Annotated in this window: 25 protein-coding genes and 1 pseudogene; 16 read left to right on the top strand and 10 right to left on the bottom strand. The window is 41.9% G+C overall.

The features are described from left to right. Positions 1-41: 41 nt before the first annotated feature. Positions 42-371: pseudogene (locus tag J7I80_RS04985) on the bottom strand (redoxin domain-containing protein); the annotation flags it as partial. A gap of 15 nt (positions 372-386) precedes the next feature. Further along, a complete protein-coding gene (locus tag J7I80_RS04990; RefSeq protein ID WP_214736279.1) occupies positions 387-563 on the bottom strand; it encodes a hypothetical protein in 177 nt (58 codons plus the stop codon). A 192-nt stretch (positions 564-755) separates the two neighbouring features. On the opposite strand from J7I80_RS04990, the gene J7I80_RS04995 reads away from it, so the two are divergent. Further along, positions 756-1,538, top strand: a complete 783-nt coding sequence (locus tag J7I80_RS04995; RefSeq protein ID WP_214736280.1) for a manganese catalase family protein — start codon at positions 756-758, stop codon at positions 1,536-1,538. A gap of 184 nt (positions 1,539-1,722) precedes the next feature. Beyond that, positions 1,723-1,878, top strand: coding sequence for a hypothetical protein (locus tag J7I80_RS05000; RefSeq protein WP_214736281.1), 156 nt, complete (start codon positions 1,723-1,725; stop codon positions 1,876-1,878). 25 nt (positions 1,879-1,903) lie between these two features. On the opposite strand, the gene J7I80_RS05005 is transcribed toward J7I80_RS05000, so the two are convergent. Then, a complete protein-coding gene (locus J7I80_RS05005; RefSeq protein WP_214736282.1) occupies positions 1,904-2,362 on the bottom strand; it encodes a J domain-containing protein in 459 nt (152 codons plus the stop codon). 133 nt (positions 2,363-2,495) lie between these two features. Here J7I80_RS05005 and J7I80_RS05010 point away from each other — a divergent pair, with 133 nt between their 5' ends. The 3 genes from J7I80_RS05010 to J7I80_RS05020 all read left to right on the top strand — a co-directional run bounded on the left by J7I80_RS05010 (position 2,496) and on the right by J7I80_RS05020 (position 4,767). Next, positions 2,496-3,020 (top strand): DinB family protein, encoded by a 525-nt coding sequence (locus tag J7I80_RS05010; protein ID WP_214736283.1) that lies wholly within the window; start codon positions 2,496-2,498, stop codon positions 3,018-3,020. A 136-nt stretch (positions 3,021-3,156) separates the two neighbouring features. Then, a complete protein-coding gene (locus tag J7I80_RS05015; RefSeq protein WP_214736284.1) occupies positions 3,157-3,588 on the top strand; it encodes a DUF5662 family protein in 432 nt (143 codons plus the stop codon). Positions 3,589-3,876: 288 nt separating this feature from the next. Then, the gene (locus J7I80_RS05020; protein ID WP_214736285.1) at positions 3,877-4,767 is read left to right on the top strand and encodes an acyl-ACP desaturase; all 891 of its coding nucleotides are present in this window, start codon (positions 3,877-3,879) and stop codon (positions 4,765-4,767) included. A gap of 174 nt (positions 4,768-4,941) precedes the next feature. Here J7I80_RS05020 and J7I80_RS05025 read toward each other — a convergent pair whose 3' ends face one another. Continuing rightward, positions 4,942-5,880: an acetamidase/formamidase family protein gene (locus tag J7I80_RS05025; protein ID WP_214736286.1), complete on the bottom strand. Its 939-nt coding sequence runs from the start codon at positions 5,878-5,880 to the stop codon at positions 4,942-4,944. A 12-nt stretch (positions 5,881-5,892) separates the two neighbouring features. Then, complete coding sequence (locus tag J7I80_RS05030) at positions 5,893-6,828, bottom strand: DMT family transporter (RefSeq protein ID WP_214736287.1); 936 nt, start codon at positions 6,826-6,828, stop codon at positions 5,893-5,895. Positions 6,829-7,618: 790 nt separating this feature from the next. Between J7I80_RS05030 and J7I80_RS05035 the strand changes: the two genes are divergently transcribed. The 8 genes from J7I80_RS05035 (at position 7,619) to J7I80_RS05070 (ending at position 16,366) form a co-directional block, all read left to right on the top strand. Continuing rightward, complete coding sequence (locus J7I80_RS05035) at positions 7,619-11,893, top strand: S8 family peptidase (RefSeq protein WP_214736288.1); 4,275 nt, start codon at positions 7,619-7,621, stop codon at positions 11,891-11,893. A 201-nt stretch (positions 11,894-12,094) separates the two neighbouring features. Continuing rightward, a complete protein-coding gene (locus J7I80_RS05040; protein ID WP_214736289.1) occupies positions 12,095-12,499 on the top strand; it encodes a DUF4181 domain-containing protein in 405 nt (134 codons plus the stop codon). A gap of 50 nt (positions 12,500-12,549) precedes the next feature. Next, the gene (locus tag J7I80_RS05045; protein ID WP_214736290.1) at positions 12,550-13,209 is read left to right on the top strand and encodes a DUF202 domain-containing protein; all 660 of its coding nucleotides are present in this window, start codon (positions 12,550-12,552) and stop codon (positions 13,207-13,209) included. Positions 13,210-13,599: 390 nt separating this feature from the next. Next, a complete protein-coding gene (locus tag J7I80_RS05050) occupies positions 13,600-14,490 on the top strand; it encodes a carbohydrate kinase family protein (protein WP_214736291.1) in 891 nt (296 codons plus the stop codon). Positions 14,491-14,550: 60 nt separating this feature from the next. Next, positions 14,551-14,814 (top strand): hypothetical protein, encoded by a 264-nt coding sequence (locus tag J7I80_RS05055; protein WP_214736292.1) that lies wholly within the window; start codon positions 14,551-14,553, stop codon positions 14,812-14,814. Positions 14,815-15,045: 231 nt separating this feature from the next. Further along, entirely contained in the window at positions 15,046-15,375 is a 330-nt protein-coding gene (locus tag J7I80_RS05060; RefSeq protein WP_251027603.1) for a hypothetical protein, read from the top strand. Continuing rightward, the gene (locus J7I80_RS05065; protein ID WP_214736293.1) at positions 15,372-15,821 is read left to right on the top strand and encodes a hypothetical protein; all 450 of its coding nucleotides are present in this window, start codon (positions 15,372-15,374) and stop codon (positions 15,819-15,821) included. The genes J7I80_RS05060 and J7I80_RS05065 overlap by 4 nt, the downstream gene beginning before the upstream one ends. An 83-nt stretch (positions 15,822-15,904) precedes the next feature. Then, positions 15,905-16,366, top strand: a complete 462-nt coding sequence (locus J7I80_RS05070; RefSeq protein WP_214736294.1) for a hypothetical protein — start codon at positions 15,905-15,907, stop codon at positions 16,364-16,366. On the opposite strand, the gene J7I80_RS05075 is transcribed toward J7I80_RS05070, so the two are convergent. The 4 genes from J7I80_RS05075 to J7I80_RS05090 all read right to left on the bottom strand — a co-directional run bounded on the left by J7I80_RS05075 (position 16,286) and on the right by J7I80_RS05090 (position 22,557). Beyond that, entirely contained in the window at positions 16,286-17,929 is a 1,644-nt protein-coding gene (locus J7I80_RS05075; RefSeq protein ID WP_214736295.1) for a sensor domain-containing diguanylate cyclase, read from the bottom strand. The two genes, J7I80_RS05070 and J7I80_RS05075, sit on opposite strands and share 81 nt — an antisense overlap. 312 nt (positions 17,930-18,241) lie before the next feature. After that, positions 18,242-19,705: a M20 family peptidase gene (locus J7I80_RS05080; RefSeq protein ID WP_214736296.1), complete on the bottom strand. Its 1,464-nt coding sequence runs from the start codon at positions 19,703-19,705 to the stop codon at positions 18,242-18,244. Between the two features lie 62 nt (positions 19,706-19,767). Continuing rightward, entirely contained in the window at positions 19,768-21,039 is a 1,272-nt protein-coding gene (locus tag J7I80_RS05085) for an MFS transporter (protein ID WP_214736297.1), read from the bottom strand. Positions 21,040-21,249: 210 nt separating this feature from the next. Next, positions 21,250-22,557: an alkaline phosphatase family protein gene (locus tag J7I80_RS05090; protein WP_214736298.1), complete on the bottom strand. Its 1,308-nt coding sequence runs from the start codon at positions 22,555-22,557 to the stop codon at positions 21,250-21,252. Positions 22,558-22,698: 141 nt separating this feature from the next. Between J7I80_RS05090 and J7I80_RS05095 the strand changes: the two genes are divergently transcribed. From J7I80_RS05095 to J7I80_RS05105, 3 genes are all read left to right on the top strand, one after another. Then, entirely contained in the window at positions 22,699-23,238 is a 540-nt protein-coding gene (locus J7I80_RS05095) for an HD domain-containing protein (protein ID WP_214736299.1), read from the top strand. A gap of 180 nt (positions 23,239-23,418) precedes the next feature. After that, positions 23,419-23,700 (top strand): VOC family protein, encoded by a 282-nt coding sequence (locus J7I80_RS05100; RefSeq protein WP_353050084.1) that lies wholly within the window; start codon positions 23,419-23,421, stop codon positions 23,698-23,700. 133 nt (positions 23,701-23,833) lie between these two features. Continuing rightward, on the top strand, positions 23,834-24,052 hold the full coding sequence (locus J7I80_RS05105) for a hypothetical protein (RefSeq protein WP_214736300.1): 219 nt from the start codon (positions 23,834-23,836) through the stop codon (positions 24,050-24,052). A 77-nt stretch (positions 24,053-24,129) separates the two neighbouring features. Here the strand turns inward: J7I80_RS05105 and J7I80_RS05110 are convergent, their stop codons facing one another. Then, positions 24,130-24,348 carry a hypothetical protein gene (locus J7I80_RS05110; RefSeq protein WP_214736301.1) on the bottom strand — a complete coding sequence of 73 codons (219 nt, stop codon included), beginning with the start codon at positions 24,346-24,348 and terminating at the stop codon, positions 24,130-24,132. Between the last annotated feature and the right edge of the window lie 468 nt (positions 24,349-24,816).

The following is a 24,816-nucleotide window of genomic DNA, read 5'->3' on the forward strand; positions in this document are numbered from 1 at the left end:
ATTAGAAGAACCACCTAGCAATTTAGGTGGTTCTTACGTGTTTACTCCGCAGGTTTCTCTCCATTTGCAATATCAGCTGCGTAAGGAATGATTCCTTCCGCCTCTATACCGAATGTATCGATTTGCTGCGAGTGTAGGACGGTGCCGTCTTTATCAATAACAGCAAATCCGCGGACAGCAATTGGAGACTCAGGGTCCAACAGGTTTGCCTTCTTGATCAACTTCAAGTCCTTGTCCGATATAACGGGATATTCCAGTCCGAGTTCTTCTTTCATTGCTTTATGTTCCTCAACGGACGATGCGCTTACTGCATAAATCTTTCCTGGAAACTGGCTGAATGATTCTTTTCGGTTTTGCAGCTCGACCAGCTGCGATTTACAGAAGTCTCAACCAACTCCGGTAAAAAAGAAAACGAGCGCAGGCTCCTCCATATTTTCAAAGGATACTTCCTCACCGTTATCATCCGGAAGGGAAAGGCCTTTCGATTCGGATTTTCCCCCAGAACAGCCGCTGATAATAGCACCGACCATTAATAACATAATAAAAATTATCGATTTCCTCATGGGTGCACCTCCTATGTATGGTAATAAGTATATCGTTTTTAACTGAAATGTCATTATATCATTTATGAAGGTTTTGTTTCGAGTAACAGGATTGTTATGGGACATTTTTAAAAATTAAGAAAATAGACGTTTATACAAACGCCACTCGGGAATGAGTCTAAGTGTAAAAATATACTTGATGGAGGCTGAATAATGTATATCCACAAAAAAGAATTATTGTTTCCTGTCCAAGTTAAAAGCCCCAATCCAGCACATGCAGCTGCAGTACTTGAACAATTTGGCGGTGCCAACGGTGAATTGAAAGCCTGTCTTCAATATTTTGCCCAAAGCTTTAGCACTCCTGACCCGGCAATCCGTGATTTACTAATGGATATTTCTACTGAAGAAATTTCCCACCTTGAAATGGTTGGGGAGTGTATCACTCAGTTAATGGGTGGTCCTGATAAAGAGCAGAAGACTGAAGAGATGGGTGCGGATGAACGGAAGATGTCCGGTGAAGGGAATATTCTGTCTGATGCTAAGAGCCATATCAACAATATGATGCATTTCAACTTTAATTCTACTGTTCAGAAAAGCATGATTCTCGATGGTCACGGACTAGATTTTGTGGATTCTTCAGGAACTCCATTTACAGGTAATTTCATCAATAATGTAGGCGACCTCGTCGCCAATTTGCAGTCAGATTTAGCGGCTGAACTGCGTGCGAAAAAGGTATATGAGGAGTTATATCGCCATGTGGACGACCCGGGAGCAAGGGAGATGTTCCAATTCCTGATTGATCGCGAAGCAGCCCATGCTCAACTTTTCGAAGAAGCGATCATGCGCGCAAAAGAATTGGAAAACAAAAAAGCCCATCAAACAGGCGATCATGTTAATATGTATTTCGACTTATCACTCGGAGGACTGGCCAAGAATGAATTCAGTTTTGCCAAACAAGCAAAAGTGTTTGAAGGGCCGGTTGAACCGAAAGAATAAATTTCAAAAACCCTCTGAATCGTTGGATTTGGAGGTTTTTTTTTTTGCTTTATGGAGGTATTAGCAGTGGAACATTCAATGAGACGTCTGAATTGCCTTGATACGTCGACTCTTCTCCTAAATAAAGGGTATTTCCATGTTTATATAGAAGTAACTGTGTAAAACAAAGATAAAGGGAGTCATCATGAATAAAGGTGAATTTCTGTTCATGGCCGGGTTGTTCACATACATGGCCTGCATCTATTTGTCCATTATATGCTTTGCAGCAGCCGCAGCCATTGGTGTATCAGGTGGTCTGATAATGCGAATCAGTACATATTATTTAGCAATGAAAAATTGATTTCAAATCGACCTTCTAAAGCTCATCACAATTTCTCATAATGTTCTTTGAAGACTTTAAAGAGTCTTTCATCGCCGCCGCGGTCGGGATGAAGGGCCTTGAGTATTTTTTTGAATTCTTTTTTAAGTGAATGAGCGCTGCTATTCAGTTTCAACCCCAGCAATTGCTCAAGTTCAGAAGTGGGCGCACCCGACGCCTCTATATGGTCATTGAGCATTTTTTTTAATGTGCGAACCTTTGATTGTTCGATATGTAATCTTGTATTTAAAAGATCGAGCTGTTCGTTCAGTTTGTCATTTTCGCGACGAGACTGTTCCAATAGGTCAGTGTTTTTCTTAATAACAAATTCTGCGAGATTCCTGGGATTTATTTTATCAGATTCAGCGGATAAAAAGCCTGTATCGATCCAGGTCTGGACTTCCTGTTCAGTCGTTTCCATCCCATATGATGTTAATTGTTCTGCAGCTTCTTTGATTGTCAGCATCTATTTCACTCTCTTATCTTAAAAATAATCAGACAAATCTATCATACCATTGATTTTTTTCAGAAAAAGAACAGAAGTATGACAATGTGTTACATCTATAGCTTGAAAATGAATAAAGGGGGCCTGAGAAAGAATGGCATTTAACTTACCGGAAGTTATTGAGATATTGGAACGGACACCAAATGTATTAGAACAATATTTAGGTGGTCTATCCAGTGATTGGCTTGAATCCAATGAAGGGGAAGGAACCTGGAATCCCTCCCAGGTCGTTGGCCATCTGATCGAAGGTGAGAAATATAACTGGATCCCTAGATTGGAGTTAATGTTAAGCGATAAAAGTGATAAAAGATTCCCCGTATTTGACCGGTTTTCACATTTACAGCAGTACAATGAATGGTCAATCGAAGAAAAGATTCGTGAATTCAGTTATTTAAGGGCGAAAAGTATTAAGAAACTGAAAGAATTGTTCAAAGATGATACTCAGTTTGAAATGAAGGGATTTCATCCTGAGTATGGAGAAGTGAAAGCACGCGAATTGATTTCTACATGGGCCGTTCACGACTTAACCCATATTTCCCAGATTACCAGAGTGTTGGCAAAGAGATATGATGAGGCAGTAGGTCCATGGAAGAGTTATTTAGGTATCTTGAAAAAGTAATTATGATAATTGGCAACCCTCTTTAACATGGATTGGGTTGCTTTTTTTTACCCTCTCATTGTTGGAATGACAGGAAGGAAATGTAAACACATAAACAGAATATAGAATTAAGATTATTAGATTGGCAGGTACTTTTATGCTGAAATCCTATTGGAAGTATGTATTATACCTACTTGACCACAAAATGAATGTCCTTGTTGAATGTTGGATTGAGGGACTATATATCCAGGGGATTACTCACGATTTATCAAAATTTTCCCCGAAAGAATTTTTTCCTTATGCGATGAAGTTTTTTTCTGGAAGAAAACTAACCGATGAAGAGGAATTAAGATGGCGGTATGCTTGGCTGAATCACCAACATAAGAACAAACATCACTGGGAATATTGGGTAGTAGATCATAATAAAAAACTGGCATTGCCAATGCCCCGAAAATTTTTACTGGAAATGGTCTGTGATTGGCGGTCGTTTTCAAGAAAGTGGGGCAGGAAGGTAAAGCCAGGGACCTTGGATCTTACTGATAAGGCCATCCTTCATCCTGACACACAAAGAAGGAACTTGAAAACATGATCCGTAATAAAAGGTAGGCTGATAGAAAAGAGATGTCTATGGTGTCACATCAATTTTGAAAGAAAGAGTTACAGCGGCTCAGTAAGCAGGGGATTTAAGATTTTATATTAGAACGCCATTTTTGGGGTTTTACCAACTAAGCAATTCATACTGCAAAGGACCTATTTATTAAGATATAAAACTTCTAATTAAGTTAAATTCAGAAAATATGTTAAAATTTAAATTAGTAACAGGTCATAACATCTAGTAATTAATCAAATCGTTTTCGAAGAATAACGGAGGGACTAAATGTTAACAAATCATTTGGATTTTAGACTCGAACCTAGGATTAGGGAACTGTATGAAGAGCACAAAATGCGGGCGGAAAAAATAGATTGGGGGTATCATGAATTTTTACCATGGGACAAGGCTATGGACTTCAAACGGGTCCCATGGGATGAAAGCCAGGTAACGCTGCCGGCATCGGTGATTACAGCGATTGAGACTGCGCTGTTGACCGAGGTGAATTTGCCGTGGTTTACATCCTATCTGGATCAGACTTTTAAAGGGTCATTGTCGGTCATCAAGGATTTCGTCCATACCTGGACAGCGGAAGAGGATCAGCATTCAAATTTGCTTGAGACTTATCTTTTGATTACCAGGAATGTTGAGCCAATGAGGCTGCACCAGTTACATAAAATGACGCTTGAGAATGGCTGGGATCCTGATTTTCATACTCCATTTGAAACGATGGTTTACACATCGATGCAGGAGCTCGCCACGATGGTGTTTTACAATAATGTCGCAAAAGTAGCAGGCGCACATGACAGGGAATTAGCAACATTGCTGCGCAGACTTGCTAAGGATGAAACCTTGCATTATGCATTCTACCGCGAAGTTATTAAGTATCATCTGGAGCTTGAACCTAATTATTGCTACTACCTGGGGAATGTCATCATGAATTTCCAAATGCCGGGAGCTGTAATGCCTGATTTCGATAATCGGATGTCAATCATCGCGAAAGAGGCGAATTATGGACCGCTTGAATATTTCGATCAAGTCCTGGATGTGATCATCGACTACTGGGATATCGAAAATTTAAGGCCGATCGCGCCGGAGGCAGAAAAGGCAAGACTTGATATCTTGAATTATCATGCGCGTCTGAAGCGAGTCCGGGATCGTTTTTATAAGAATAAGTAAAAAAATCAGCGGGTCAGCCCGCTGATTTTTCTTTGAGGAGGGATCTGAGATTACAGCCTTTTCAAATTTAGCTTAACTGAATTCCACATCCGATTTTGAGTTTCTTTAGAGATTTCTATAGTCGGTTTCAGCATGGGTTCAAATCCAGTTTACTGTGGATTTGCCCCATTACACTTATAAAGCTATGCTGCCATCCGGCAATACGGCGTGCACACCTTTAACACCGTTTACTACTTGTGTAACTCGCAGATCGACTGTGACACTGGCCAGCGCCAGAGCTTGTGATCGTTCGATTTTATAAAACACGCTGATCAATTCAACCATTTCGTCAAGGGCTTGTGCAGCTGCCTGATTTAAATCTTCATTAAAACCGAATGTTATCCATCCAGCAGGTGTCTTTGCCCTTGGCATAGCCAGCTGCATATCGTCTCTTAAAGTTAACGTGATATCGACTAAATCCATCGGGCACTCGATTGCAGTGCCGGAAACTTCTCCGTCTCCCTGTGCGGCATGGCCGTCCCCGATCGAAAATAAAGCTCCTTCAACAGATATCGGCAGGTACAAGGTACTGCCTCTTTTTAGCTCCTTGCAGTCGATATTCCCGCCGCAATAGCGGGGAGGAGAGGTGTGGTGCACGCCATGTTCTGCTGGTGCGACTCCCATTAGTCCTATGAAAGGATTAAGCGCGACATTCACCGGACGGGAAACCACTTCAGTCCTCGCAGTCATCGTATCTCGGTACAATTCCCAGTCGAGGCGGATTTTCTCAGTTCCTGCCAAACCGACTGCGTCATTTTGCCAGGTTTTTTTACCCCCTGCCCAGTTCGTCCCATACCAGCCTGGCACAACATCGTTCAACTTCACTTCCAACACCATTCCTGGCTTGGCGCCCTTCACTTCAATCGGACCAATCATCGGGTGAAGGGGAGTTTCTTCATTTACAGCAGACTTGAAAAACTCTCTATCGATTCCTTTGGATGCTGAATATCCCCATTCGATGTCTGGAGTCTGCATGCGGATTGAATCTCCGGATTGGATTGTAAGGATTGGTTTATATTCATTACTAAAAGAACCATGCAGGTTTTCGGATTTCAGATCGATATTGTGGATCATGTTCGCCACTCCTTATGCGATTTCATTTTTTACTATCTCAGCTTTGGGCTTCTTTTTAAAAAGCCTCGGGTTCGTTCCAATATAAACTCCTGATAATACGAAAGCTGCTCCGATTGCATGAGCGGCAGTGAAATTTTCACCTAAAAACAAAGTAGCCATTATGACCGCAGATACCGGCATAACGTTGATGAAAATGGATGCCTTCGCGGCGCCAACTTCTTTGATTCCGTTGTAATACATGACGAATGACACGACCGTAACCAAAACGCTCATATGGATAATCGCGACCCAGGTTGTACCCGATGCCTGCTGTACATCCTGCCATGACGTTTCTGCCAGGGCGAAAGGCAGTAAAAAGAGCGTACCGAATGCTACTGCATAGGTAGTCGACTCCACAGAGCTGAACTTCTTCAGTACAATTTTGCCAACTACACTGTAAAGCGCCCAGCTTACAACCGCACCCATCAAAACGAAGTCAATGGGCTCGAATCCAAGTTTAAATAAATTCATCAAATTTCCATCGGTAATGATGAAAAAGGCACCTGAAAGGGCGATAGCCAATCCAATCACGTTGTTGCGGGTGATGGTTTCTTTTAAAAATAAAGCCGACAAAAGTACGATCAGCACCGGGTTGGAAGCGATGAACAGAGAGCTTTTGATAACAGGTGCATGTTTGCTGGCCAGGAAAAAGAAGATATTGTACAATGCGATTCCTGTAAGGCCCAGAACTGCAAATAAGCTGATATCCTTCCAGTTCGGTTTCTGACGGTTTTTCTCCATTATGAACATGAGTGGAAATAGGAGGATGGCAGCCCCAAAAAACCGGAAAAAAGCGACTGTGGCCGGTTCAAAGCTTTGGACCGCATATTTTCCGGCAATAAATGCACTTCCCCAAGTAGACGTGGCAAAGGTCAACATGCCATATGTAAGCCATAATTTTTTGTCCATTATATTCCCTTCTTTATGAATGATTTAATTAGTATTGTAGCATCTTTTTCGAAAAGCGAAATAAAAATTTAGTAAGTTCTGAAACTTTTTCTTTTATACCAGCTTAAGAAAGGTCTGGCGGAAAAAGAGGAAAAGCTGTTAAAAGAAAGCCAAACTTAAGACAGGTTTGGTGCGAAAAGAGGAAATGCTGTCAAAAGTAAGCGTAGGTATGCAAAAGGAACATATGAACTCGAAGTTTGGATGGAGTCTGATTTGGAAAAGTCCTTTAATCAAAGGATTACCTTCACAATTAAATAAAAACAATACAAAACAGAGGCATATGGTCTCTGTTTTTTTATTCGATAAATAAACTGTGATCTGCAAAATGAGGCTAAATCCGCTATGTGCACTAACCGTTGGCGTTTTTTATAGGTCCTTTTGCATAAATGAATGGGGTATTAGAGTAAGTTTCAGAACATTTTACCCAGGGATAGATGTTTGATTTAGGAATGAATAGCCATTTTTCGATCTCTTCCACTTCTAGCTGGGAGATTATCATATGGAAATAATTAGAAAGTTATAGACTTAGCATGTTACAAAATAGGTTTACACTCTATAAGGATTATTTTAAAAATTTCCCAACAGCAACTAAATAATCATTTTCTGAATATTCAGTTTTATGTACTAAGATTCGACAAAACTACCACCCACAAAAGGCTATGGTTGTTTTAGCACCTATTTTCACATAGAGTGTGCGACGAAAGGAGGGCAGGAAAGAAGTTCAAAGGAAAAATACTTAGGAGGTAAATGGATGAAACGTAAAAAACGCCGATTATTATCCGTACTTCTATCAACTGCACTTGTCGTGCCATTGCTGCTTCAGCCACAGATCCAGACAGCTGCAGCATCCAAGGGAATCAGTGCTTCTGCAAAGGAAGCAGTCCAGACTGAAGAGCAGAAAGTGAACAAAAAGCTTTATACGCAATTTGAGAATCAAGATAAAGTTACGTTCCTTGTAAAAATGAAAGAGCAGGTTGATACCAAGGCTGTTGCTAAAGAGGCTGAGAAGAAAGCCAGCCTGAATAAGGCTACACCTGCAAAAACGAAATCGATGAAGCGTTCTACAATTGTATCAGAGCTAAAAGCAAAGGCACAGGAAACACAGTTCGATGTGATGGAATTCCTTAAGGAACAAGAGAAAAATGGCGCAGCGAAGGATATTCATTCTTACCATGTGGTGAATGCAATTGCGGTAACAGCTACCAAAGAGGTAATGAATAAAGTAGCTGGGTTCGCCGAGGTCGATAAAATTCTGCCAAATGAAACAAGGCAACTGTTCATTCCAGAAAAATCAGCGGCTGCTGTTCAGGATCCTGTTGCTGAAACAAATTCCATTGAATGGAATATTGACCGTGTTGGAGCACCAGCGGTCTGGGAAATGGGGATTGACGGCAGCGGGATTACCGTAGCTTCGATCGATACGGGTGTTCAATGGAATCACCCGGCATTACAGGAAAAATACCGGGGCTATGACTCAGCCACCGGAGAGGTGTCGAATGAAGGTAACTGGTTTGATGCTGTTGGCGGCCAATCTGCACCATATGATGACCACGGACATGGTACGCATGTGACGGGGACAATGGTGGGGTCCGAGCCGGATGGTTCAAACGCGATCGGAGTAGCCCCAGGCGCAAAATGGATTGCTGTTAAAGCTTTCACTGCCTCTGGAGGTACAGATGTTGATTTATTAGAAGCTGGTGAGTGGATCCTTGCTCCAAACGGGAACCCGGATTTGGCTCCAGACGTTGTCAACAATTCATGGGGCGGCGGACCGGGTCTGGATGAATGGTACCGTCCGATGGTTCAAGCTTGGAGAGCTGCTGAAATCTTCCCTGAATTCTCTGCCGGGAATACGACATTCAGCAATCCAGGCGGGCCAGGTTCCGTTGCAAACCCTGCTAATTATCCAGAATCAGTCGCGACAGGAGCGACAGACATTAATAATAACTTGGGAAGCTTTTCACTCTTAGGGCCGTCACCATATGGTGAAATCAAGCCTGAACTGACAGCACCTGGTGTCAATATCCGTTCATCTGTTCCTGGAAGCGGATATGAAGGTGGATGGAACGGAACGTCAATGGCCGGACCGCATGTTTCAGCGGCAATTGCTCTACTGCTGCAGGCAAATTCCAGTCTGACCGTTGATGAGTTGGAAGAGATTCTATTAACGACGGCATTGCCATTAACAGACAATGCTTATCCTGAATCACCGAATAATGGCTATGGTTCTGGATTGTTAAATGTTTTTGATGCGGTTTCCTCGGTGGTTTCAGGTCTGGGGAAATTAAAAGGACAGGTAACAAAGGATGGAGACGACAGTGAAGCACCAGTGTTGGAGCATTCCCAACCTGCCACGGTTTTTGCAGGAATGCCGCTGACTTTAGAGGCTTCAGCTGCCGACAACATCAGTGTAACAAATGTTGAAGTGGAATATCAATTGGAGGATGGGTCCTGGACTGCTGTTTCAGCCGTACGTATTGCTGGAGACTATAAAAATGGAACGTACCAGACCAATATACCTGGTGAAGCAGTCTCCGGAAATGAATTCGTATACAAATGGAGAGCAGTGGACTTCGGGGGGAATGAAACGGTAAGCGAATTTACCGTGCCAGTCTTGCCTGGAATCACTGTAGGCTATGAACAGAATTTCGAGAACGATGCTTCTGGCTGGACCTCTTATGGAGACGCCAACAGCTGGGAGTGGGGCACTCCGACAAGTGGTCCTGGCTCTGCTTTTTCAGGAGAAAAAGTCTATGGAACTGCCCTGGGTGGAACGTATCAAAACCGTGCGAATATGTCACTGCAGATGCCGCCGATCGATTTACCGGAAGGCAGCAGCTTCCTCCAGTTCAAGCAATGGTACAACCTGGAGAGAAATTATGACTACGGTCATGTATTTGTCTCCACCGATGCTGTTAACTGGGTGCAAATACTGCGCGTGAATAACCTTTCGAATGGCTGGATCGATGGAGAAGTCGATTTAAGTGAATATGCTGGCCAAAGGATTTATGTCGCTTTCAACGTAACAACTGACGGAAGCGTGGTCAGGGATGGCTGGTATCTTGATGATGTAGTTTTATCCGATACTCCGCTTGCTGCGCCAGTTAAGGCAGATACATCTGTAGATAAGGACGATACGAAGGCTAGCCTGAAAGAGGAGGTCGATCCCAATAAAATCCAGATGGTATTGCCTAAACAGCAAAAGGCAGACAGCTCAGCAAGTCTAATGGCATTGCCTATGCAGGCTGTAGTGACGGTCGTCGAATCAGGACGTTCCGTAAAAACCAACCCTGCAAATGGCAGTTTCGAACTGACACATGCAGCCGGTACCTTCACGGTTGTAGCAGAAGCTTATGGTTTCCGCCCACAGACTCAAACAGTTGAAATTGAGCAGGATGGAGAATCAACGGCAAACTTCAATCTCGAGGAATTGCCAAAAGGGACATTATCTGGTTCGATCACGAACAAAGCCACAGGTGAACCTGTTGAGGGTGCTACCATTTACTTGCTGGAAGATGCGAACATTGCACCAGTGGCAACAGATGAAAATGGTCAATACTCGTTGACTGCATATGAAGGGGAATACACTGTAAAGGTAATTGCTCCGCATTTTTACAGTCAAGAAGCGTCTGTGACGCTTGATGGTGATGTTGAGCAAAACTTTGAAATCAAGCCTTTCATCGGTTATCCAGGTGAAATTGGCTATGATGATGGCAGCGCTGAAAATGCACGTGCATTCTATGACGCTGGCAATGGCTGGGCTGTAAAAATGTCATTGGCAGAAGGCAATGACAAAGCACTGGTTACTGGAGGATTGTTCCGTTTCTGGGATACAGAGTGGCCAGTTCCGGGCGGTACGGATTTCAAAGTGGAAGTTTACGATGCAAGTGGAACTGATGGTGCACCAGGCAAGAAGCTGGCGGGCCCAATCGACGCCACCGCATTAAGAAATGGTGAATGGACACATATTGATTTAAGCAGCCATGGCATCGTGGTTGAAGGAGATTTCTACCTGGTTTACATCCAGGCAGGAATCAACACAGCCTCGCCAGGCCTGGCTACTGATGAAAACGGTGAGAATGCATTAAGAAGCTGGCAGATGGTGGGCGGAAGCTGGTCGCCTTCTCCAGAGGATGAAGGAAACTATATGATTCGTGCAGTGGTTGATTATGAAGTGACAGCACCAAGCATCGCTTCACCTGCAGATGGTTCTTTTACAAATGAAGGTACTGTAACAGTCGAAGGATCGGCAGCACCAACAACGACCGTCCATATCTATAATGATGGCCAAGAGGTTGCAACCACAGCTGCAAACGATGATGGCTCCTATTCTGTAGAGGTAACCCTCAATGAAGGTACGAATGTACTGACAGCCAAAGCATCGACAGAGCAGGGAATTACTGATCCATCAGAACCAGTAACAGTGGTTTATGATCCGAATGCACCGGAATTGTCCATCACTTCACCTGATGACGGCAGCAAGATTAATAAAGAAACGGTTACCGTTACCGGAGAAATTGCGGATGCAAACCTTGAAGGTGTCACGGTTAACGGTTCAGCAGCGAAGGTAGAAAATGGATCCTATTCAGCTAGGGTCATGCTGGATGAGGGAATGAACGAAATCACGGTAATTGCAACAGACAAAGCTGGAAATGTAACCGAAGAATCGGTAAATGTTGATGTAAAATACACGGCTCCAGTGATTTCAGACTTGAAACCAGACCAGGATCAAACATTGAAGAAAGGGGAAAGTGTAAAAATCGAGTTCATGAGTGAATCAAACCTGGATGCAACATTTGTTATTCATATGCCATTAACGAGTAATTCTCAGATAACGAATGCGACAGAGCTTCCAATGCGTGAAGTTTCACCAGGATACTATGTAGGATACTATACAGCCACTAAGGATGTCGTCGCAGATGGAGCCGTCGTTGAGGTCAAAGCAGTAGACTCCTATGGCAACGAAACAAGGAAAACGGCAGTTGGCAAGCTGATCATCAATGTGAAGAAAAAAGGCAAGAAATAGCGTTTAATCCCAAGGAAGAGCCTTTCGCTTTATTGCGAAAGGCTCTTTTTGAGAAAAAATCTTAAAAACAGGTAAAGAAAAGGATTGATCTTAACTCTTATTATACTATTCCTAGGCAGCAGGTAACTGAAGTTGAAAAGGTAATACTTCTCTATCATTCACTGTGATGGAATGGTAATATAATAGATAAGGAGGGATTTTTTGGGATTATTGGTGTTCCTTATTGTCCTGATCGGAACAATCGCCTGGCTGATGAAATTCTTATTAAGAAAAGCGCTCGACATTCCTAAAGTTAAAAAAAAGGTATTTTCCTATAATCATATAAATAATGCTCACCGAAATGCAGAATGGCTTCTGCGTATTATGACTGTGATTGCTTATTTGTTTTTATTTTATCAATTAATGTATGAAAATTTCTCACTCAATCTTTTTCTGCTGATCATGACATTGCTGTTCACTGCGCAAAGTTTTCTGCGAGCTTATTTCGAATGGAAAGCTTCTGATCACCCTAAAGAGTCCATCCTGTCCATTGCAGAGGGAGTTCTCCTGATTGGAATCGTGCTGCTTATTATCCAATTTGATGTTCTGTATAAGCTTGCCCAATAAATTACTTTGCAGGAATCACATTTATTTCATGGGTGAAGGGAATGAACCTAATGATTAAGAATAAAAACTATCTGATCCTTGCTATTATCTTTTTCTTCATATCAATAGCACTGAACTTTCCGTTCCCTCATGAATCTCCTATAGGACAGGAACGATCGTCAGCTTTTGGATTTACCCTCACTACCATGAATGGAGTCAGTTATATTGGAGTCTCTGGACTTGTTCTGTTTTTCATCAGTCTGTTTTTTCTGGTGAGATCCCTCAAAATATACCATAAGCGCATGGTTTTAATTGCTATCGTTTTAGTTGTCCTCCTGCCGCTTGAACTGGTAAATGCCTATCAAAAAACGTTCGCGACAGGTATTTACGCTGTCGAGTATGAAAGAGGAGAGAGTTTTTACCGTTTTGAAATGAAAGACGATACAACATTATATGCGGTCTGTCATCTTCCACTTGAAAATCACAGCAATCAGACGGTTCAGTTCAATATCGAATTCTATGAAAAATACCTGTTCGAGGATGACCACCCAATTCTATCTCTAATGAATGAAGGAGGACCATACGAGGTCACCCTCCATGGAAAAGAGAGACAAATGGTCAGAATAGAGACTGAGATCGATTTATCTAAGTTAGGAAGAGACTCTTTGAGCGCGGAAGGCTGGGGAATCAATTTGATGATTGTTGATGGGGAAAAAGTCCGGAAGCTATGAGTAAAGTCTCCTAATATTATAGAAAAATTAAAAACCGCAGAAATGTCTTGTTTCGAGAAGCGTGAATAACGCTTCTTTTTGCTTGATAAGGTATTTAATAGGTGTTTTCCCTTATATCTGCTTCAAGAAAAAGGCTAAGATTCTACAAAAGTTTGTGGAGTTTTAGACAAAAATGTATATAAATAATTTACACCGCACTGTTATTCTAAAGTTATACATACTATCTAAATTTCATTGTGCACTAGTTACCAGATGTCCTGAATAACATCATGTTTCTGGTGGCAGCTTGCCCGGACCAATGGTTATCTTAATGATCTGGTTTTTCAATTCAGTGGGAGAGATACAGCTTCTTTGAACTTAAGGGAAGAAAGATATAAGGAGGAGAATGAGTTGGGAAATGTTCTTATAATAGGTGGAACTACATTCGATTCGATCATACATTTGGATAAACTTCCAGAACCGGTGCCACAAACGATTCACTATGCCGCTTTTTCTGAGACATTGGGTTCTACTGGTGCGGGCAAAGCATTGAACCTTTCGAAGCTGAAGGTACCTGTAACACTTCATTCAATAATCGGGAATGATGAATATGGGTCGAAAATCCGTAAGAAACTCGATGAGGGCGATATCGATTTTGTTTATGACCATGATCCTCAGGGGACAGAGAGGCATATCAATTTGATGAGTCCGCAGGGAGAAAGGATATCGATATTTGTTACTCAGTCTTCATCTGATTTGCATTTAAACCTGCATAGGATCGAGCAGTTAATCAAAGAGGCTGATTTGGTTGTTTTGAATATCATCGCGTACACCAAGCAGTTAATCCCGTTGATAAAAAAATATAATAAGCCTGTGTGGACCGATTTACACGACTATAATCCCGGTAACCCGTATCATGAGGATTTTATCGCAATCGCAGATTATATCTTTGTCAGCTCTGACAATATGCCTGATTATAAACCTATGATGGAGAAGTGGATATCCATGGGCAAACAGCTGGTTGTCTGTACACACGGAAAAAATGGAGCGACGTCTCTTACAAATAACCACGAATGGATGGAAACTCCAATTATCAACGAGTATGAATACAAAGATGCGAACGGCGCAGGTGACAGCTTTTTTTCTGGTTTCTTGTTCGGGTTCCTAAAGGGCAAATCAATTGAAGAATCGCTTAAACTGGGAACAGTTTGTGCCGGACTTTGTATCACCTCCAAGGAGTTAGCATACGAAGAATTAAATCCTCATTTACTTGAAGAAGAGTATGAAAAATATTTCGGTTAACTCGGTGTTATGTTCCTTGGTATGGGGGAAAATATCTTCATGCTACCAAGGAGTGATAGAATGTTTGTCGACGGAAAAATTATCTCGGGTGAATTTGATCAATCCATAAATGAATTTTCTTTGCAGCGGGTGAAAAGCTTTGAGACCCAATCCATTTTCAAAGAGTGCCAGATGGAATCAGTTTATAATTATTTGAAGAAACACGAAAAGGATCCTGATGGTCAAATCATCACACTTTATGAACAAATGCCGGTTAGGTTGACCCAATCAGAGATTAGACAATTGTTAAGCGACTTTGAGAGAGTAAAGTCGCTTTACCAGTGAAACGCAGGTCTATGAGACTTGCTTTTTTCTATTTACCCACAGGAATATCTACCATTTTTCCCGAATAGATAACAAGTGAATTTGTAATTAGAATTTATGTTAAGTTAGAGAGGAAGAAGTCTTATTCATCCAAAAATAAAACCATTAGCCGGAGGGCTGACATCAGGGATCGTCCTTGGATTGTTTTTAAAAATCACCCAATCTATAACAAGCCTGAAAGTGTATACCTTATTGCTGAATGTGGATTACATACCATTTCTAAAGGACATAAAATTATCGGAAGTAGTTGAGTTTGGTTTGCATATGGTGATATCAATTATGCTTGCCTTCGTTATGAACTTTTACATCAGCAGAAAGGAATTAGGAAAAGAAACAATCCATCGATTAGTTATTAGAGTTAGCTTAATAGTAGGTTTGCTGCTATTTCCAACGACGCTTCTTTCAGATCGGACACCTACAATAACAAATGCATATGCCTTTGCTGTCTGGATGGCAGGGCACTGGATTTATGGGTTGGTTTTAGGACTATTTTTATCCTCTAAGGAAGGAGATAGGGTTTGAAAAAGAAAAACTTTTATATATTATCAATCGCTATTTTAATTTTACTTATGTATGGAGTTGCTAAATGGGACGATTATAGTGAAAAGAATTTAGTGTCTTTGTTTGATCCAGGAGAAATTGAAAAAATCTATTACAAACAGCTTCCGATTATGGATGAAAAGAGAGCATATAATCGTCAAATAACAAATGATGCTTCACTCAAGGAGCTCATTCATTTCTTAAGTCAGTATAACGTTAAAAAGGTCGGCGACCGTGATTTTGTTTCTGAATATCCAGATGAACAATTCCAGTTCCAATTGGAGTATAAAGACGAGAGAATGACCATGCCCTCATTAATCGAAAAAGATATTCTATTACACGATCTGTATCAATATCACATCACCAATGGGCCTGTGGATTATGAATGGCTCGAGAGGTTTTTAGAGAAAAATGGAGAAGTAGGATAAGAATTATTATTATCCATTTATTTGATACCTTTATCACTACTAAAACGTATTTCTTTTAAATACTAATCTTCCGGAGGTACGTAATGAAAAAGCTGCTAATTGTACTGTCAATGACAATTATCGCTTTTTTAACAGGCTGCAGTGAAGAGGAACAGCAGTTAAAAGGATTGGTCTCGGATCAGGAAGGTATTTATGGCTTATACGTCGTCGGTGATGAGGAAGTGGATGGAACCAGGTTAGCGAATGAGGGCGTTGATGAATCGAAAGTTCATTTGAATTATCACCCAAAATCGTTGGAAGCAGCTCAAGAGTCCTTCTCGACTGCCGGGATTGAAAAAGCACCGGCATATGTAGTCTTGAATCACGAGGGGATTGCGTTGAAAACCTATGACTATAATGAAAGAATTTTTGAAAGCGAAAATACCCTTGGATTAAATATGGATGACAATACGAAATGCCAGGAGTTATGCTCCTGGCATTTGTTTTTTAACCTTACCCCTATGGAAGGTAAATTTATTTTTGCCGTTTCTTTTGGAAATATATAACGCTTCATCTGCGTAACTAATAACTGTAAATGGATCAATATCATGCTCTGGCCAGACGGCACCCCCGACGCTGCAGCCAATTTTTAGCTGGGTATTTGTCATATCATAGGGCATGTTGATGTTTGTGACCAACTTGTTGGCAATAGCTTCAAGCGCTGATTCGGCCGATAGATCTGGTGTGTCCAGCACGATAAGGAACTCATCGCCGCCCAGCCTGAAGATGGAATCTTTCTTCCGTGTGCTTTTTTCTAGTCTGCGTGCAACTTCTTGGAGGACCAGGTCTCCGGTTTGATGACTATAAGTATCATTGATTTGTTTAAATCCATCCAGATCCAAATATAAAAAAGATAGCGAGCGACCCGCAATTTGCGCCTTTTTCATGAATTGATCCAGCGCGAAACGATTGCCAAGACCTGTTAAAAGATCCTGGTGAGCCAGGGTTTCCATTTTTCCTAAATTGGATTCAGTCCTTACCAAAGATTCAACCAGTTCTCTTAGTGAACTGGAAAGAATTTCAAGGTCTTTAATTCCGTTTATATAAGGAATGGACGTTTCTTTTCCTATTCTTAGATTGTGGGCGGCCTTTGATATTTTTCGCAAAGGATTCGATATGAATCCCGCAACGAACCACCCAATAATCGCGAATACAATAGCCGTAATTGTCCCAAGTTTAATGATGTAAGATTTTAAATTTTCAACAGGAGCAAACGCATTCTCTATAGGAATGCGGACGATGACTGTCCATCCCAGTCCTGAATAATCATGGTGGCCGTCACCTACTGCAAAACCTGTAAGATACTCCTTGCCGTCAGGCCATTTTTCCACGAGCCAGCTGTTGTCACCCGTTCTTGCATTATGTACACTTTTGATATCAAGCACATCACCGGTCATTCCGTCAGGTCCAAGAAGCACAGTATTGTCCATACCGCTCACCACAAATACTTCCGCTCCACTTAGTTCATCTTTTAAAGGTTCGACGATGTTACCTTTTACTTGTCTCGACCATTCCCAGCTCAGATGGGCCGCCAAAACACCCGTGAAATTTCCATCTTTATCTGTTAATGGCTTGCTGATGTCGACAAATTGCATCGGCTCTCCAGTTGGATTTGGAAGCAGGTTTGCAAGAAGGACTGCGTTATGGACATCGCCAATGAAAGTTCCTTTTTTACCTTCCTGATAAACAGGTCGCTTAGAAATATTGGATCCTACCAGAATATTGTCTGATGCGGCGACCACGTTCCCAGCTGAATCAGTCAGGCCAATCCATGAAAATACAGGAATACTGGACTTTAACTGGTCCATCAATGTCTGTGCGGACTGCAGGTCATCTTGGGTTTTTATAACCTCTATTCGGCTCAGGACTTCTACTTCACCAATCCTTGACCACATGAATGAATCCAGTTTATCTGCCATATGATAGGCCGTAGTAGACAGGCTGTTTCCTATCTCTCTTTTGATCGTTTCACCGGAATGTCTGCTGATCGTTATGCTCAGCAGCATCGTAAGTGCAATGATGATAACACCAAAAAATAGAGCCATATAGGCTCGAAGGTTGAGTTTCATATCAGATTGTCCCTTTCTTGCAATAAAGCTAAAAGTCTCTGCTTAATTATATCGTCTTGTTTTTTAGTTTTTTTAGACAAATATTTTTGTTACGTACTGACCCTTTTTAATATTGCTCTTATCCCAAGCAAAAGAAAGGATGTAAAAGTAACTTTTATCAATGAGACTTGTTCACTTAAAGGTGTGTGTGTCGTGCGTTCTGCTGAAAAAATTGACCACCAGACGGGTTCGGAATAAATAGTGGATGCTGTAAACCAAAACAAAAACAATATGAGAAAGGAAAGTATAGAAACTTTCACGAATTCACCTTCTTTAAGGTTGGTTGCTCTCCTGGATGATTTCCATATAAAAACGGATAGCATTAAGATAGTTTTCGATACTGATATGTTCATTCGTTCCATGCATCCTGTTGAGGTCATCAGATGTCAACTGGACTGGGAGGAAACGGAAGGTATTCTCGGCTATACTGTCGTAATGCTTTGCATCGGAACCTGCGAACATCAGATAGGGGGCAATAACTGCATCATCATATACATTCCTTGCGCTTTGCTGGATTGTTTTGAAATGCCAACTGTCAACATCAGATACTCCAGAAGCCTCCGAGCCTTCAATTGTCACTTTGATTCCATCGTCATCAATCGTTTCTTCCATGTATTCCTTCACTTCATCCAATGAATCACCTGGCATTAGGCGAAGGTTGATGATGGCAGATGCTTTTTCTGGTAGGGCGTTATACTGCTCACCGGCTTGGAAGATGGTTGGTGCGATCGTTGTCCTGATCAGCGCAGATGATGCAGGCTGCTGGAGCAGGATTTTTTCAATCACCGGTTCGAAAATGAACTTGTTGGCAAAGACATATTTCATGGCAAAGCTCATTTCATGTGCTACAAACTCAAATAGGTCCTCACCAGGTCCTTTCAGATCTGCAGGGAACTGGGTTTCTTCCAGCCTGGCGATCGCGCTGGCAATCCTGCCGATATTGGTCCGGTCTTTTGGCTGTGAGGAATGGCCGCCGCTTCCTTCAATTGACAGCTCTGCAGTCGCAGAACCTTTTTCAGAAACACCGACAACACCGACGGGTTGATTGACACCAGGAACCATGTTCTCGACGATGGCTCCTCCTTCGTCTAAAACGAAATCAAACCTGATGCCCCTTTCATTTAGGGTGCTTACGATCATTGCGGCTCCTTCATCACCGCCGATTTCTTCATCATGTCCGAACATTAGATAGATATCGCGGGAAGGCTGATAACCTTCTTTTAGCAAGTGTTCTACAGCTTCAAGTATTCCAATCACACCGATTTTATCATCCAGTGTACCGCATCCCCAGATCTTTCCGTCTGCGATTGTCCCGCTGAATGGGGGATTCTCCCAATTATCCTCCGTGCCTTCAAGGACGGGAACGACATCGTAATGGCTAGTCAAACCAATAGGAAGCTTCGCAGAGTCCGCTCCACTCCATTTATAAACAAGCGCATGGCCATTCACTTTTTCGAGCTCAAGCTCTTCATGAACAATGGGAAAGCTCTCGTTTAAAAAGGTAATGAAACGATCGAATTCATTCAGGTCCATTTTGCTGCGGTCCTGGTAGGAAATCGTCTTAAATTGAATCGCTTTTGAAAGGGTATTAATCGCATGGCCTTCTTTAATGGTGCCATTAAAATGTTTGGGTGAAGGCTGGCGGGATTCCAAGGTGAGGGCATTGAACAAGGTGACAATGATGAAAACTAGGATCAGGCTGCCAATAATCATTAAGGAAAGCTTTAGTGTTTTCATAGACTTCTAGAAAACCTCCATTCATTTTTAAAAAAAGCCTCTGGTTTCCCAGAGGCTGATGGTTAGGCAATTTCGGGTGCTTGGGGCTGCTGTTCTGGTTCAGGTACAAAGGCCAGAATAATCATTCCAATAACAAAAAGGATGACGAGGCTGAACACTCCCATGCTCGAATTGCCGGTAAGCTGTGCTGTCAGTCCGACCATGAGCGGCCCCATAATTGAAGCAAACTTTCCGAAGATGTTATAGAAACCGAAGAACTCATTGGCATTCGCTTTCGGTACCAATTTTGCAAAATAAGAACGGCTTAAAGCCTGGATTCCGCCCTGGGACGTGGCAACAAGCATTGCCAGGATCCAGAAATCTGTCGTTGTTTCAAGGAAGTAAGCGTAAATACATACGAAAATATAAACCGTAATTCCTACATAAAGCATCTTTTTACCGGTAAAACGCTCGGATAGCTTTCCGAATAAGATGGCGAATGGCCAGGCGACTACCTGGGTAGCGAAAAGGATGATTAATAGGTTAGTAGAGCTGATGCCCAAATCGGTTCCATAGGCTGTAGACATCGTAATGATCGTTCCGACGCCATCAATGTAAAAGAAATAGGCTAATAAGAATAAAAATAATGCCCTGTACTTGCGAATTTCCTTAAAGGTTTTTCCTAAACGCCTAAAGCTTTGCAGAACCAGTTGCGGTTCACGCTCGATGTAATGCTTTTGATGTACATTCTTAAACATCGGAATGGAGAAAAGTCCCCACCAAATAGCGGTAATGATAAAAGCTGTCTGGCTGGCTAATGTCATAGAAATAGGAAGGACTTTTGTCTGGGCTAATATTATGATTGCGATACTGATGATGAATGGAATCGTACTTCCGATGTAACCCATCCCATATCCGCGCGCTGAAACTCTGTCCATCCTTTCATCCGATGTCACATCGACGATGAAGGCATCGTAAAAGACGTTGGAACCTGTTGATCCGAGCACGGCAAGTGTGTAGACGACAAGCAGCATCAGCCAGTTTCCGCTCGGCACGAAGGCAAGACCAGCTGTAAAGGTGATTCCTAACGTGAAGAATATAGTGAAGAAACGTTTTTTCATTCCTTGATAGTCCGCAATTGTTCCCAGGATTGGCCCGATCAATGCCAAAATGAAGGTGGCGATGGCAATTGTATAACCCAAGTAGGCGGTCGAATTTGATAGGCTCACACCAGCCTCGGTAGCGGAAGCTTTATAAAAGAGCGGGAAAACAGCCGTCGAAATGATAATCGAATAAGCTGAGCTGGCCCAATCATAGCGAATCCAGCTGCTCTCTTCCTTCGTAAAACCTTTCATCTTTTTGCCCCCAATAAGATTGTATTTTTGTCTGGTAAATTGATTTATACCGACTCAACCGATAATAAATTTGTTGCAAGCGTACCTAAAATCCATCCAACCGTTAATAAGGCTGTCTCAACTGGAAATAAAACTTTCCTAACCAAAAAAATCCAATCCAACTGGTAATATACTTCGCTTCAGGTCCTCAAAAGACCTTCTTTCCTAGTGCTAAATATCTAAAATCCCTTCGATGATGGACCCATCTGTATCTCCCAGGTCGAGGCCGAGCAGGCGGGCAAAGGTTGGGCCTTCGTCTGTAAGGTGCATCGACTTGACTGAAATCCCTGGGCGAATGCCTTTTCCTGCAGCGAAGAAAACAGTGTGATATCCCTCTTTTTCAGGAGAATATCCATGGCAGGCAAAGGTGTACTTTTTTGTCCTGGCATCCTGTTCGGTCACTTCCTCGATGTAGTCACCGTCAATTGCCTCGCTAAAATAAAATCCTCGGGAAGCTTCCAGCATCCTGAAGGCAGTGCCATCAGCTCCTTTGGCATTTGCCTCGGCACCAGTGATCGCTGATTCTATTCCATTGCTGTCATCCTGTAAAAGCTCTGCCAAAATTTCCGCAACTGCGTTTTTCGAAGCATCATCGTTTGAATCTTTTACATATACATAGGCCGAGCCGTCACAACTCTTGCAATAGGCTTTCCATTCGGTCACTTTACCCGCAGTGTTGGTTTGGATAAGTCCTCGTTCTTTAAATAATACGTTCAATTTGACCACTTTAGACTCATCAAGTGCACTGTGATCACCAAGAATGGCGATGGTTGAATTTTTTGATATTCCAGCATTTTTGAGGGCATCCATAATGCGGCCCAGTCTCTCATCATGACGGTGAAGTGCCGCGATAGCTTCTTCTGATGAAAATCCCTGCATATGGCGTTGGGAGTCAAGATCGACAAAATGGATCAACATCAATTCTGGCTTCTTCGTTTTAATCGTTTCAACTGTTGCTTCGAGAACGAAATCGTCAAGCTCAGGCTGGCTCAGTCCGTTTCTGATATGGCCGAATTTAGCATTCATTTCAAGCTGGTAGAGAGGACTTCCGTTAAAAAGAGAAACGGGAATCTGATGATGCCATGGTCGGTTAGCAAATATTTCAGGCATGTTGTAGTCAATATCGGCTTTTGCCGTTACTGGCCATAATAATGCGGCAGTTTTCATGCCCGCCTTTTTTGCCTCGTCATAAAGGGTTGTTCCTTTTACATGACGCCTGTGCCAGTACCAGTCAGGTGATATTTTGCCAGGCTGGATGAATGTATTGTTGACAATACCATGCCGATTTGGGTAATTACCGGTTACAATTGTCGCATGGCAAGGGTAGGTTACAGAAGGATAGATGGTTTCTACCTTGGTACAGAAAGAGCTGTTCTTTATAAACTTCTTAAAATTTGGCAGCTCCTTAAGTATTGGAACATCGTGCTCAGAAAGACAGTCAAAAGAAATGACGATTAAGTGGTCTGTCAGTTTTGTCATGTCAGCCTCCAAAAGGTTTATATTCTAAATATAGCAGAATAATTTTGAGAAAATAATCAGATTTGCCATTTTTCGATGGAAGGAATTACTGATTTATTACAGAAGTAATTAAGTATCTGAGATAACTGGAGGAAGATGAGGATGGAGTTAATCGACAAAGCCTTGCAAATTGCTTCTTCGGCACATGAGGGGCAGTATCGCAAAAATACAAAAATACCATATATTGCTCATCCGGCGGCAGTCGGAATGATTTTACAAAGAGCGGGATACCGAGATGAAATGGTAGCAGCTGGTGTTTTGCATGACACGGTAGAAGATACGGATTTAACTTTGGCAGATATTGAACGTGATTTTGGAAAAGAAGTCGCCGTGATTGTTGAAGGATGTTCAGAACCTGACAAGTCTTTATCCTGGGAAGAAAGGAAGGAGCACACAGTTGAATATTTAAGAACTGCATCTGAAGAAATCAGGATTGTCGCCTGTGCGGATAAATTGCATAATGTCAGGTCTATTCGCCAGGACGTTGAACATTCTGGCGAAGAAGTATGGAGCAGGTTCAAACGCGGGAAAGAGCTACAGGAATGGTATTACAGGAATGTCATGCAGAGTCTTGGGCATGCATCTGCATTTCCACTTCTGGAGGAACTGAAATTGGAAGTTGAAAGATTATTTGCAGATTAACTTACTAAAATCCAGGCTTTTAAACTCAGATTAGGCAATGTGGAATCTGGCAAAAATATATCGGGAAGGGTGTTTAATATAGGGAGTGTTATCTTCGCCAATTAAAACCAAAGTAGATAATGTATTCATTCATGTAAGCAATTTAAGGAATCTGCAGAATGGTATTCAAGCCTGCTGGGGATACCATTTAATTCGGAAAAGGTGGAATCCCCAGTTTATAATATACCTGTGACATCAGAAACAGGATTAACCCTCGACGATCACACCTTCGACTCTGGCTTTAATCTGAAGCCCTCAAATCATATTCTATTTAATTTCCTTGTAGAAGATGTCGATGAAGCCTGCAATTCTGTAAAATCTAATGGTATATCAATTACTAAAGAAACCGAGAGAATCGTCGATTTTGCATACTTCAATTTTAAAGATCCTGATGGCAATGTATTGATGATTTGTATCTGTTAATCTGGATTTGTGACTAGATATCCGCTGGACCTTAGAGCTTGCGGATTATTTTTCCATATCAGTTTAGAATTTCCGAGATTGTTCTGTATCAATCCTGGGTAAAGAAAGGTAATCCTAAGAAGGGGTGATAAAGATGAAGACGAAAGTGAAATTGTCAAAAGAAGAGCTATTTGATCAAATCCAAAATAGTGATGGCAACTTAAGGATTTCGTCTGTATCCTCAACGGAAGAAGGGGAAGAAGTAATCGCCCTGGCTAAACACCTGGAACTGGAAGGAAAAATCGTTTTGTTGGAATACTGTTTGGATAAAAAGCCACTGGCAGTTTCCCTGAAAACCAAAAATCCTGATTAAGAAAATAAATGGAGAAGGCGAGCCACTTTAAAGTGACTCGCCTTTTTTGAGTGTATATTATGTTCTTTTCTCATAAATTATTTTTTCTTCTTTTTACCTGGATCGGCTGCGGCTCCTGGTTTCGCTTTCGGTTCCAAAGTGACCTGCACATGGTATGTTTTCTCATCGACCGCCATTACACTTGCAACTTTTCCTTTGCGGCCCTTTAGTTTGAGGTTCTCACCAACCTCTGGCACACGCTGTAACAATTGATTCAGCAGCTCATTTTTGTGATCATAAAAGTGGACAACAAACATCTAAATCACCTATTTTCTAGAGTATTGGCTTTCCTATCACTAACATATTGGCGGAATGCTAGGTTTAGAACTGATTAATAGGAGGAAATTTAATAGGTTGATTTATGTGTGGCGGGGAAGAATTTGTAGTGAGGACATAAGATAGTGTTGTTACTTATTTCGTGGGTGAAAAGCTGTCAAGAAAAAACCGGATTCGTGACAGGTTCATGAGCTAAGAGCGAAAAGCTGTCAAGAAAAAACCGGATTCGTGACAGGTTCATGAGCTAAGAGCGAAAAGCTGTCAAGAAAAAACCGGATTCGTGACAGGTTCACGAGCTAAGAGAGAAAAGCTGTCAAGAAAAAACCGGATTCGTGACAGGTTCATGAGCTAAGAGCGAAAAGCTGTCAAGAAAAAGCCAGATTCGTGACAGCTTCACGAGCTAAGAGAAAAAAGCTGTCAAGAAAAAAACGGATTCGTGACAGGTTCAT

Source organism: Bacillus sp. ISL-41 (assembly GCF_018613235.1).
In the GTDB taxonomy this organism is placed as follows: Bacteria; Bacillota; Bacilli; order Bacillales; family Cytobacillaceae; genus Mesobacillus.

Excerpts from the sequence above, each read along its gene's own strand:
- J7I80_RS05025 (WP_214736286.1), bottom strand. The coding sequence starts at position 5,880 with ATGATCCACAATATCGATCTGAAATCCGAAAACCTGCATGGTTCTTTT.
- J7I80_RS05090 (WP_214736298.1), bottom strand. The coding sequence starts at position 22,557 with ATGACAAAACTGACAGACCACTTAATCGTCATTTCTTTTGACTGTCTT.
- J7I80_RS05010 (WP_214736283.1), top strand. The coding sequence starts at position 2,496 with ATGGCATTTAACTTACCGGAAGTTATTGAGATATTGGAACGGACACCA.
- J7I80_RS05015 (WP_214736284.1), top strand. The coding sequence starts at position 3,157 with ATGCTGAAATCCTATTGGAAGTATGTATTATACCTACTTGACCACAAA.
- J7I80_RS05045 (WP_214736290.1), top strand. The coding sequence starts at position 12,550 with ATGATTAAGAATAAAAACTATCTGATCCTTGCTATTATCTTTTTCTTC.
- J7I80_RS04990 (WP_214736279.1), bottom strand. The coding sequence starts at position 563 with ATGAGGAAATCGATAATTTTTATTATGTTATTAATGGTCGGTGCTATT.
- J7I80_RS05030 (WP_214736287.1), bottom strand. The coding sequence starts at position 6,828 with ATGGACAAAAAATTATGGCTTACATATGGCATGTTGACCTTTGCCACG.
- J7I80_RS05055 (WP_214736292.1), top strand. The coding sequence starts at position 14,551 with ATGTTTGTCGACGGAAAAATTATCTCGGGTGAATTTGATCAATCCATA.
- J7I80_RS05105 (WP_214736300.1), top strand. The coding sequence starts at position 23,834 with ATGAAGACGAAAGTGAAATTGTCAAAAGAAGAGCTATTTGATCAAATC.
- J7I80_RS05110 (WP_214736301.1), bottom strand. The coding sequence starts at position 24,348 with ATGTTTGTTGTCCACTTTTATGATCACAAAAATGAGCTGCTGAATCAA.
- J7I80_RS05000 (WP_214736281.1), top strand. The coding sequence starts at position 1,723 with ATGAATAAAGGTGAATTTCTGTTCATGGCCGGGTTGTTCACATACATG.
- J7I80_RS05095 (WP_214736299.1), top strand. The coding sequence starts at position 22,699 with ATGGAGTTAATCGACAAAGCCTTGCAAATTGCTTCTTCGGCACATGAG.
- J7I80_RS04995 (WP_214736280.1), top strand. The coding sequence starts at position 756 with ATGTATATCCACAAAAAAGAATTATTGTTTCCTGTCCAAGTTAAAAGC.
- J7I80_RS05070 (WP_214736294.1), top strand. The coding sequence starts at position 15,905 with ATGAAAAAGCTGCTAATTGTACTGTCAATGACAATTATCGCTTTTTTA.
- J7I80_RS05085 (WP_214736297.1), bottom strand. The coding sequence starts at position 21,039 with ATGAAAGGTTTTACGAAGGAAGAGAGCAGCTGGATTCGCTATGATTGG.
- J7I80_RS05075 (WP_214736295.1), bottom strand. The coding sequence starts at position 17,929 with ATGAAACTCAACCTTCGAGCCTATATGGCTCTATTTTTTGGTGTTATC.
- J7I80_RS05080 (WP_214736296.1), bottom strand. The coding sequence starts at position 19,705 with ATGAAAACACTAAAGCTTTCCTTAATGATTATTGGCAGCCTGATCCTA.
- J7I80_RS05035 (WP_214736288.1), top strand. The coding sequence starts at position 7,619 with ATGAAACGTAAAAAACGCCGATTATTATCCGTACTTCTATCAACTGCA.
- J7I80_RS05020 (WP_214736285.1), top strand. The coding sequence starts at position 3,877 with ATGTTAACAAATCATTTGGATTTTAGACTCGAACCTAGGATTAGGGAA.
- J7I80_RS05005 (WP_214736282.1), bottom strand. The coding sequence starts at position 2,362 with ATGCTGACAATCAAAGAAGCTGCAGAACAATTAACATCATATGGGATG.